The sequence below is a fragment of the Floccifex sp. genome (assembly GCF_051873555.1).
Taxonomy (GTDB): Bacteria; Bacillota_I; Bacilli_A; order Erysipelotrichales; family Erysipelotrichaceae; genus Floccifex.
This window is the reverse complement of sequence record NZ_JBJEEY010000087.1, coordinates 1-10,053: the sequence shown is the minus strand read 5'-3', so window position 1 is coordinate 10,053 and position 10,053 is coordinate 1. Positions and strand designations below refer to the sequence as shown.

At 33.0% G+C, this 10,053-nt stretch carries 7 protein-coding genes; 5 read left to right on the top strand and 2 right to left on the bottom strand.

The features are described 5' to 3' along the window. Positions 1–42 precede the first annotated feature (42 nt). Entirely contained in the window at positions 43–2,127 is a 2,085-nt protein-coding gene (locus ACI32A_RS05235; RefSeq protein ID WP_439753982.1) for a glutamine synthetase III family protein, read from the bottom strand. Between the two features lie 66 nt (positions 2,128–2,193). Beyond that, positions 2,194–3,789 (bottom strand): CTP synthase, encoded by a 1,596-nt coding sequence (locus tag ACI32A_RS05230; protein WP_439753981.1) that lies wholly within the window; start codon positions 3,787–3,789, stop codon positions 2,194–2,196. Between the two features lie 173 nt (positions 3,790–3,962). Between ACI32A_RS05230 and ACI32A_RS05225 the strand changes: the two genes are divergently transcribed. Genes ACI32A_RS05225 through gltA form a run of 5 tightly spaced genes read left to right on the top strand, consistent with a single transcriptional unit; the run spans position 3,963 to position 9,622 of the window. Continuing rightward, positions 3,963–4,907 carry a helix-turn-helix transcriptional regulator gene (locus tag ACI32A_RS05225; RefSeq protein ID WP_439753980.1) on the top strand — a complete coding sequence of 315 codons (945 nt, stop codon included), beginning with the start codon at positions 3,963–3,965 and terminating at the stop codon, positions 4,905–4,907. A 9-nt stretch (positions 4,908–4,916) separates the two neighbouring features. Beyond that, the gene (locus ACI32A_RS05220) at positions 4,917–6,404 is read left to right on the top strand and encodes a DUF2779 domain-containing protein (protein ID WP_439753979.1); all 1,488 of its coding nucleotides are present in this window, start codon (positions 4,917–4,919) and stop codon (positions 6,402–6,404) included. Beyond that, a complete protein-coding gene (locus ACI32A_RS05215) occupies positions 6,392–7,348 on the top strand; it encodes a zinc dependent phospholipase C family protein (protein WP_439753978.1) in 957 nt (318 codons plus the stop codon). Before ACI32A_RS05220 ends, ACI32A_RS05215 begins: the two co-directional genes overlap by 13 nt. A gap of 52 nt (positions 7,349–7,400) precedes the next feature. Beyond that, the gene (locus ACI32A_RS05210; protein WP_439753977.1) at positions 7,401–8,243 is read left to right on the top strand and encodes a sulfide/dihydroorotate dehydrogenase-like FAD/NAD-binding protein; all 843 of its coding nucleotides are present in this window, start codon (positions 7,401–7,403) and stop codon (positions 8,241–8,243) included. Continuing rightward, positions 8,243–9,622, top strand: coding sequence for an NADPH-dependent glutamate synthase (gene gltA, locus ACI32A_RS05205; RefSeq protein ID WP_439753976.1), 1,380 nt, complete (start codon positions 8,243–8,245; stop codon positions 9,620–9,622). Before ACI32A_RS05210 ends, gltA begins: the two co-directional genes overlap by 1 nt. Positions 9,623–10,053 lie beyond the last annotated feature (431 nt).

The window sequence follows — 10,053 nt, the reverse complement described above, 5'->3', positions numbered from 1 at the left end:
GGGTGCTGTAACCCCTCGAATTTGTAAAAACTCAACTATTCGTTACAGCCCCTTAAATAAGATTTCGTTGTAGTCTGGAATTGGCCAGTCATCTTTGGATACATTTTTTTCAATGGAATCTGTCAATGCTCGAATGGCTTCCATAAGCGGCAGCATTTGATCCGCTGCAAAGCGAGCCGCTTCTTTTTCACTTTCAAAAGAAAAATCAATCATTTTTTCTAATTCATCCAAATGATTGGATACCAATTCAAGTGGCTTATCGATGTTCTTTAACATCTTTTCTTCCATTGGAGAAGAAATGCCACTGTTTTTCTTTGTCTGAATAATTGTTGCCAGTTTTGCTTCATAATTGAAAACAGCAGGTAAAATTTGTTTACGAAGCATATAAGACATTGTTTTAGCTTCAATTAAAATAACTTGATAATAATTTGTCAGCAAAATATTTTCACGGGCATGTAATTCAGAAGCATTATATACTTTATGTTTTTCAAATAACGCAATGTTTTTTGGATCTGTATAATGTACAAGTGCATCTGGTGTCTTCTTTAATTCCAGCAACCCACGTGATAAAGCTTCTTCTCTCCATTCCTGAGAATATCCATTTCCAGAGAAAATAATTCGTTTGTGATTGCGAATGGTTTTTCGAACAATATGCATTAAAGCTGCATTTAAATCTTTAGGATTTTTGGCTTCTAATTCATCCGCAAATTGAGTCATTTCTTCAGCCACTATGGTATTTAAAATCGTATTTGGACAAGAAATATTTAAAGAAGAGCCCAACATACGGAATTCAAATTTATTTCCAGTAAAGGCAAATGGACTTGTTCGATTTCGATCGGTTGTGTCTTTGGCAATTGGTGGAAGAAAATCCACTCCCAAAATCAATTCACGATCAATATTGTCGGTATATTCTTCATGTTTTTCAATGGATTCTAAAATAGCTGTTAATTCATCACCTAAATAAATAGAAATAATTGCAGGAGGGGCTTCATTAGCGCCTAATCGATGGTCATTTCCTGCTGTAGCCACTGAAATTCGAAGCAAATCCTGATATTCATCGACCGCTTTAATAATTGCAGCTAATGTAACCAGAAAACGAATGTTATCTTTTGGATTTTTTCCAGGTTCTAATACGTTTTCTCCTTCATTAGTTGAAAAAGACCAGTTATTGTGTTTACCAGATCCATTTACACCTTCAAATGGTTTTTCATGAAGTAAACAAACCAATCCATGGTGTTTAGCACATTTTTGTAATATTTCCATTGTGATCTGGTTTTGATCATTGGCAGAATTCGTTGCCGTATAAACAGGTGCTAATTCAAATTGACAAGGAGCCACTTCTTTGTGTTCTGTCTTGGCAAAAACACCTAATTTCCAAAGCTCTTGATCGACTTCTTCCATAAAGGCTTTTACGCGTTGGGAAATATTTCCAAAATAGTGATCATCTAATTCTTGTCCTTTTACAGGCGAAGTACCAAATAAAGTACGTCCTGTAATAACTAAATCAAATCTTTGTTTATATAATTCTTCATCAATTAAAAAATATTCTTGTTCTGGTCCTACAGTTGTTTGAATGTTAGATATATTGTATCCCATCAAATTATATAGACGAACGGCAGCTTTATTTAAAGCGTCTAATGAACGCAATAAAGGTGTTTTTTTATCAAGTGCCGAACCGTCATAGGAACAGAAAAGAGTAGGGACATATAATGTATTTTCTTTCACAAATGCAAAAGAAGTAGGATCCCAGGCTGTATATCCTCTTGCTTCAAAAGTGGCTCTTAGTCCTCCACTTGGAAAACTTGAAGCATCTGGTTCACCTTTGATTAATTCTTTTCCACGAAAATCACTAATAACAGAGTTAGGACCCGTTGGATTAATGAAGGCATCGTGTTTTTCAGCTGTGATTCCTGTCATGGGTTGAAACCAGTGTGTGTAATGTGTGGCGCCTTTATCCATGGCCCAGTCTTTCATTGCGTTAGCGACGGTATCCGCAATTTCAGGAGGCAGTTCTTTTCCGTTTTCCATGACATCTATCATTTGTCGATATACGGCATGGGGAAGATATTTCTGCATCGCATTGGGGCCAAATACATCGCATCCGAAATATTCATCTACAATCTTCATAAATTTTCCTCCATCATTTATTTTATATCAAATAAGCGCATTAAAAAAGTAGATTCGAAAAAGAATCTACTTTTTTAAACTCGCTGCAATTAATCCAATAAACAATGGATGTGCCCGATTGGGTCTGGATTTGAATTCAGGATGATATTGTACACCAACAAAGAATGGATGATTTTGTGCTTCAATGGCTTCAACTAATTGTTTATCTGGAGAAGTACCCGAAATTTTCATTCCATTTTGTTCAAATTCAGATCGATAAAAATTATTAAATTCATAACGATGACGATGACGTTCATCAATCATTTGCTGGCCATATAATTCATCAAGAATAGAACCAGGAACGATTGCACATGGATAAGAACCTAATCGCATTGTTCCACCTTTTCGTATTTCATTGCTTTGATCTTCCATAAAATCAATAATGGTATGTTGACTTGCAGGATCGAATTCATAGCTATTAGCATCTTGATAGCCTAAAACATTACGGGCAAAAGAAATAGCAGCAATCTGCATTCCTAAACAAATTCCTAAATAAGGGATTTTTTTATTATAGGCATACGTTGCGACTTGAATCATTCCTTCAATTCCTCGATTACCGAATCCACCAGGTAAAATGATTCCATTCACACCTTCAAAAACTTCATCTAAGTCTTGATTTTCAATATTTTCAGAATCTATCCAGCGAATATCCACTTCACTTGAAAGAGAAAAACCAGCGTGATATAAGGCTTCACTGACACTTAGATAGGCATCGTGCAAGGCAACGTATTTTCCAACCAAGGCAATTGTGACTTTATTTGTGACATTGTGAATACGATCCACAACTTGGCACCACTCTTTTAAATCTGGTTTACGAATTTCAGAATTTGTTTTTTCACAAATGATATCGGCTAAGTGTTGTTCTTCTAACATCAAAGGTACTTCATATAAAGAATCTAATGTTTTATTTTGAATAACACATCGTTTTTCTACGTTACAGAATAAACTGATTTTATCAATAACAGAAGAAGGAATGTCCTGGTCACATCGACATACTATGATATCGGGATGAATTCCATAGGATTGTAATTCTTTCACAGAATGTTGCGTTGGCTTTGATTTATATTCTTTGCTGCCAGATATATAGGGAACATAAGTAACATGTATGAAAATACAATTGCTTCGTCCAACTTCTAAAGCCACTTGACGAATTGATTCTAAAAATGGCAAGCTTTCAATGTCTCCTGTTGTGCCCCCAATTTCAGTAATCACAAAATCAGCTTGAGCGTGTTTTCCAGCCTGAATCACAAAGTTTTTGATTTCATCTGTTATATGTGGAATTACTTGAACAGTTTGTCCTAAATATTTTCCTTCTCGTTCTTTATTGATGACATTCCAGTATACTTTTCCTGTTGTAAGATTCGAATATTGATGAAGATTTTCATCAATAAAGCGTTCATAATGTCCCAAATCTAAATCTGCTTCTAATCCATCATCGGTTACATAAACTTCCCCATGTTGAAAAGGGGACATGGTTCCTGGGTCTACATTGATGTATGGATCTAATTTCTGTGAGGTTACTTTATAGCCTCTTGACTTCAATAATCTACCTAAACTTGCTGCACTGATTCCTTTTCCTAAACCAGATACAACACCACCGGTTACGAAAATGTATTTAACCATGAGTTTTTCTCCTTTTCTTAGTTCGAAATTATATTCTTGCCTGTCTATTTTCGTCAATATTTTTTTTATTTTTTTATATTGACATTATGATTGTATATTTAGGATAAATAGTCTAAAATTAGATTAAGAATGAAAGATGAATGTTCATGATATATGAACAAAAAGAGGAGAATATGAATCGTACTTCACTTTGTATACGCATGTTGTTATTGCTTAAATCAAGAGGAAAAATGAATACCCAGGCATTGGCAGAGGAATTAGAAACCAATCCTAGAAATATAAGAGAATTTAAAAAAGAACTCGAAGTGGCGGGTTATAATATTAAAGAAATAAAAGGAAGATATGGAGGTTATGTGTTAGATGAAGATGACTTGTTTCCTGTCATTCGTTTAAGTGATGAAGAAGTTATGGCTTTAGATGAATCCAGGCATTTAGTCAGTTCACATAAAGAATATACTCGTTTGTCTTCTTATAACAATGCGATTGATAAAATTATGCAAATGTATCATAACGAATCACGTAGTCCCAATTATTTTATGGATACACCTGGTCATTTATTGTCTGAAAAAATGATTGCTTTTTTAGATACAATGAATGAAGCTTTACAAAAAGGTGTTTGTGTGAATTTAACGTATCAAACAAGCAAAGAAAATAGTCCGAATACGTTTTTATTTGATCCATATGAAGTATTACACTATCATCAGGCTTATTATGTTATTGGTTTTTCTCATCGAAGAAATGACATACGTATTTTTCGTTTCTCAGATCAAAGAATGTATGATTGTCAAATTACGCAGCGAAAATTTTTAAAAGATGAGCATTATCAATTAGAACATTATATTGGAAAACATTCGATTATAAAAGGCAATTTTGTGCGCATTGAATTAAAAGTAAATGCTAAAACAAGACGTCTAGTGAAAGAAACATATTGGGGATATGAATTTACAGAAGAAATATTTGATGACTATTCTATTTTTTCTTTTTTAGTTGAAGATGTGCTGGATATGTATCGAAAGGTTTATTCATTTCAGGATGGAATTGAAATAGTAAAACCCATTGAAATACGCAATGCATTTAAGCAGTCTTTAAAAAATACTTTAAAAGTATATGAAAAGTAGGTGATGAATTTGATTCATGTAAGTGATATTTTACACTATAATCAATGTTCACGATTGGCATACAATTATCATACAAATAAAAAGAAGATGGAAAATTTTTATCATATGAATGTTCCTTTTCATGAATTGTATTGTCGTTTGTTGAATATTAAAGAATATGGAATGGGAAATACAGGAGATGACAATGAAAAGTCGTGTTCTTTAATTGAAAAAAATGAATTTATTTTAAATGCACGTTTTGAATATAAAGGATGTCGAACACGGATTCCTTTGATTCAGAAAACAGAAAAAGGATTGATTTTTTATTATCCTTTTTTATCGGCTTATCCTAAAGAGTTTGAAGCACAAAAAATGAAAATCAATCAAATGATTTGTGAAAAAATTGGTTTTACAATTCTGGATACTAAAATTATATATTTAAATAAAGATTATATTCGAAAAGATTCATTGGATGTAAATCAATGTTTAATTTGTGGAGATTGTTTCTTCAATCGAAGAAATAATGCAGGAAAAAAGGTAAAAGAAGTGATTGATTCGATTGAAATTGATTTAGATCAATGCATTGAACAAGTCAGTGAATTATTTTCAAAAGAAATTCCAGAAGCCATTCGAACAAAGAAATGCACGGCAGGACGACGGTGTCGTTTTTATGATTTTTGTTTTGATGAATCCAATGAACCAGATGACTCCATATTATTTTTTACTACATCGAGTCATAAACTGGATTTATATGAAGAAGGAATTCATCGTATCAAAGATATGCGCATTGATAAAATAGAAGGATTTCGTCTGCAATATGCACAATATATGGCCAGTTTATATGGAACTTTTATGGATGTAGCGGCCTTGGTTCCCTGGATTTCACAAATACAATATCCGGTTTCTTATTTAGATTTTGAATGGGATACTTTTGCGATTCCGCCATATAAAAATATGAAACCATTTGATGTTCTTTGTTTTCAATATAGTTTACATGTCGAACAAAAAAATGGGGACTTAAATCATTTTGATTTTTTTGGCAGTGGTGATTGTCGTAAACAATTTATTGAATCTTTAATCGCATCGATTCCAAAAGAAGGAACAATTCTTGTTTATAATATGGAAGGAGCCGAAAAGCTTCGTTTAATGCAATTAGCCAATCAATTTCCAGAATATAAAGAAGAACTAGAATCTATCTGGACTCGAATGCTGGATTTAGCGAAGCCTTTTGAATTAGGTGTTTTTTATGATAATAAAATGAGAGGACATTATTCATTAAAAAAATTATTACCTGTTTTTACAGAAGATGTATCGTATCATGAATTAGATATTCAAAATGGAATGAATGCGGTTTTTGCGTATCGGACTTTTGATCGAGCTACGCCAAAACAAAAAGAAGAAATAGCGAAACAGATTCGCGAATATTGTTCTATGGATACCTATTCTGAATATATTATTTATCATGGTTTATTAAAAGAATTAAAGAAAAGAGGTGTAAGTCTTACATGCCAAATATAATTATGCATACTATTTTTGCGGATGAAATAATCGATGAATTAAATTTAAAATTATATGATTCTCAAAAACAATTGTTTGAAGTCGGTGCCAATGGACCGGATTTCTTATTTTTTCATGGAATGAATCCTGTTCATTTTGTTAAAGATGGATCCATTCGAAAATTGGGTTCACTTGTACATAGTGAAAAAATAAATTTGTTTTATGAGATGAGTTTAAAGTGTCTGGAAAAAGAACAAGATGAAAATGTTCAAAATCAAATGAAAGCCTATATATTAGGACATTTATGTCACTGGGCACTGGATTCTGTTGTTCATCCTTATGTTTTTTATCGAACTGGAACTTGTAAAGAAGAAAGCAGCTGGTGGCATCATCGTTTTGAATCTTTATTGGATGCGATAATTTTAAAAGTAAAAAGAGAGCAAACGATTCAAGATTATAAAGTGAGTCTGGTTTGTGATTTGTCTTTAGAACAAGCAAAAAGTATTGTTCGTTTTTATGTGCCAATTGCCAGAAATGTATATCAAATGGATGTAAAACCACATCAAATCTGGCAAAGTCTACAGGATTGGCATGCGATTCAAAAGATTTTATATGATGCTTCAGGAAATAAATATAAAGTGATTTCTGGCATTGAACAAATTTTTCATAAAGAAAATGCTTTATCAGGATTGATTGTTCCAAATTATCCAGATGATCCATTTGATGTTTGTAATTTATTGCACACAGAATGGATGCATCCATGTGATGATACAATTACTAGTACTGAAAGTATCTTTGATCTATATGATCGGGCTAAAGAAAAAGCAAAACATGTGATTGAATTATATATAGATGCACTTCATTCTAAGGATTATTCGCATTTGCTGGTTTTTATGAATAATCAAAATTATGATTTAGGAATTAGTGAAAGAAAGGAAATGAAATATTTTAATTTAGTCTATTAATTTTATATTCTAAGTGGTGTAAAATAGATTTGTTGAGAAAGGATGCAGTAAAATGTATAAAATAGTAAAAAAAGAAGTATTAAATCCAACTGTAACAAAAATGATCATTGATGCTCCTTTTGTTGCGAAACGCGCAAAAGCTGGTCAATTTATTATTTTGCGCGTGGATGAACAAGGGGAACGTATTCCTTTGACAATTGCGGACAGCGATAGTCAAACAGGGCAAGTCACAATCATTTTTCAGATTGTTGGAAAAACAACAATGTTATTGAATCAATTAAATGAAGGAGATTCATTACATGATTTTGTGGGACCATTGGGAAAACCAAGTGAAATTGAAGCCAATGAAAAAGTATGTGTTATTGGTGGAGGTGTTGGTTGTGCCATTGCTTATCCAACAGCTAAAGCTTTCTATAAATCAGGTGCCGATGTTACAACAATTGTTGGTTTCCGTAACAAGGATTTAGTCATTTTAGAAGATGAATTTAAAGATGTAAGTAATGCGTATTATTTAATGAGTGATGACGGTTCTGTTGGTGAAAAAGGACTAGTTACAAATAAATTAGAAGAATTAATTGTTAATGGTGAAAAATTTGATCGTGTCATTGCCATTGGTCCAGTCATTATGATGAAATTTGTTTGTTTAACAACAAAGAAATACAACATTCCTACTATTGTCAGCATGAATCCAATTATGATTGATGGAACAGGTATGTGTGGTGGATGTCGATTAAAAGTAGATGGAAAAATGAAATTTGCCTGTGTCGATGGGCCTGATTTTGATGGACATTTAGTGGACTTTGATGAAGCTATGTCTCGAAATGCAGCTTATCGTGATTTTGAAACACATCAAAGAGAAGAAACTTGTAATTTATTAGCCAAGGAGGTGCAATAATGCCTAATATGTCTTTAAAGAAAATGGCAATGCCAACACAAGATCCAGAAATTCGTTGCCATAATTTTGAAGAAGTTACAACTGGTTATACAAAAGAAATGGCTATGGAAGAAGCTGAACGCTGTCTTCATTGTAAGCATTCTCCCTGTGTAAATGGATGTCCAGTCAATGTAAATATTCCTGATTTCATTCAGCAAATAAAAGAAGGAAATTTTGAAGAAGCTTACAATATTATTTCCGTAACATCTTCTTTACCAGCTGTTTGTGGTCGTGTTTGTCCTCAAGAAAGTCAATGCGAAAAATATTGTGTACGTGGAATCAAAGGAGAACCAGTTGGAATTGGTCGTCTGGAACGTTTTGTGGCAGATTATCATAGAGAACATGCATCGACTCTTCCACAAAAACCGGAATCCAATGGACATAAAGTTGCTGTTGTTGGAGCTGGTCCAGCTGGTTTAACTTGTGCAGGTGATTTAGCAAAAAAAGGATATCAAGTTACAATTTTTGAGGCTTTGCACGTTGCTGGTGGTGTATTGATGTATGGAATTCCAGAATTCCGTTTACCAAAAGCGATTGTTCAAAAAGAAATTGATAATTTAAAGGCATTGGGTGTAGAAATTATCACAAATTTTGTTGTAGGTCGTTCGGATACAATTGATGCTTTACAAGAAGAAGGATTTGAAGCTATTTTTATTGGTTCAGGTGCGGGTCTTCCTAATTTCATGAATTTAGAGGGAGAAAATTTAAAAGGTGTTTATTCAGCTAATGAATTCTTAACTCGAATTAATTTAATGAAAGCTTATAAAGAAGATTCACCAACTCCAATTCAACATCCTAAAAAATGTGTTGTTGTTGGTGGAGGAAATGTTGCTATGGATGCAGCTCGTAGTGCAAAACGTTTAGGGGCTGAAGTGCATATTGTTTATCGTCGTAGTTTAGAAGAATTACCAGCTCGTAAAGAAGAAGTGGAACATGCTATGGAAGAAGGAATCATCTTTGATTTACTATGTAATCCAACAAAGGTATTAGGCGATGATCAAGGATGGATCAATGGAATGGAATGTATTCGCATGGAATTAGGGGAACCAGATGCTTCCGGTCGTAGACGTCCAGTTGAAATTCCAGGTTCTGAATTTGTAATTGACTGTGATTGTATGATTATGTCTATTGGAACAAGTCCAAATCCATTAATTCGTTCTACAACAGAAGGATTAGAAACAAATCGTAAAGGATGTATCATTGTTGATGATAGTGGAAAAACATCTAGAGATACAATTTATGCAGGAGGAGATGCTGTAACAGGAGCTGCCACTGTTATTAGTGCTATGGGTGCTGGTAAAAAAGCAGCTGCTTCCATTGATGAATTGTTGTCAAAATAATTTTCTTTTCGTATAAATGACGAAAGTCAATAATGGTTAGGCACTATGAAAAGCGAGAGCTAATGACTCTCGCTTTTTGTTTTAGACGAAGTTGCAATGACAATGCCTTTTTATTATTGGGAAAGTAAATATATGAATGGTATTTAAATATTTTTTAATAATTCAAGTGAAAGGGTTTACATTTTGTTTTGTTTGTTGTATTATAGTTGTGGATAAAGTTGAAATCAGGCTCAATTTCAACATTCACATTTATACATCCTTCCTTATATTATATGTGAAATAATTTTATTCATATCGATTCCTTTCGATACTTGATAGAAAGCACAGAAATGTGCTTTTTATCATTTTATCTTGACTTTTAATGGATTGTTTATAAAACCTGACTTTAGAGGTTGAAAATAAAAAATGGTGCAAACTCACTGAAAATTCAG

Coding starts and splice junctions, on each gene's coding strand:
- ACI32A_RS05235 (WP_439753982.1), bottom strand. CDS start 2,127: ATGAAGATTGTAGATGAATATTTCGGATGCGATGTATTTGGCCCCAAT.
- ACI32A_RS05230 (WP_439753981.1), bottom strand. CDS start 3,789: ATGGTTAAATACATTTTCGTAACCGGTGGTGTTGTATCTGGTTTAGGA.
- ACI32A_RS05225 (WP_439753980.1), top strand. CDS start 3,963: ATGAATCGTACTTCACTTTGTATACGCATGTTGTTATTGCTTAAATCA.
- ACI32A_RS05215 (WP_439753978.1), top strand. CDS start 6,392: ATGCCAAATATAATTATGCATACTATTTTTGCGGATGAAATAATCGAT.
- ACI32A_RS05210 (WP_439753977.1), top strand. CDS start 7,401: ATGTATAAAATAGTAAAAAAAGAAGTATTAAATCCAACTGTAACAAAA.
- gltA (WP_439753976.1), top strand. CDS start 8,243: ATGCCTAATATGTCTTTAAAGAAAATGGCAATGCCAACACAAGATCCA.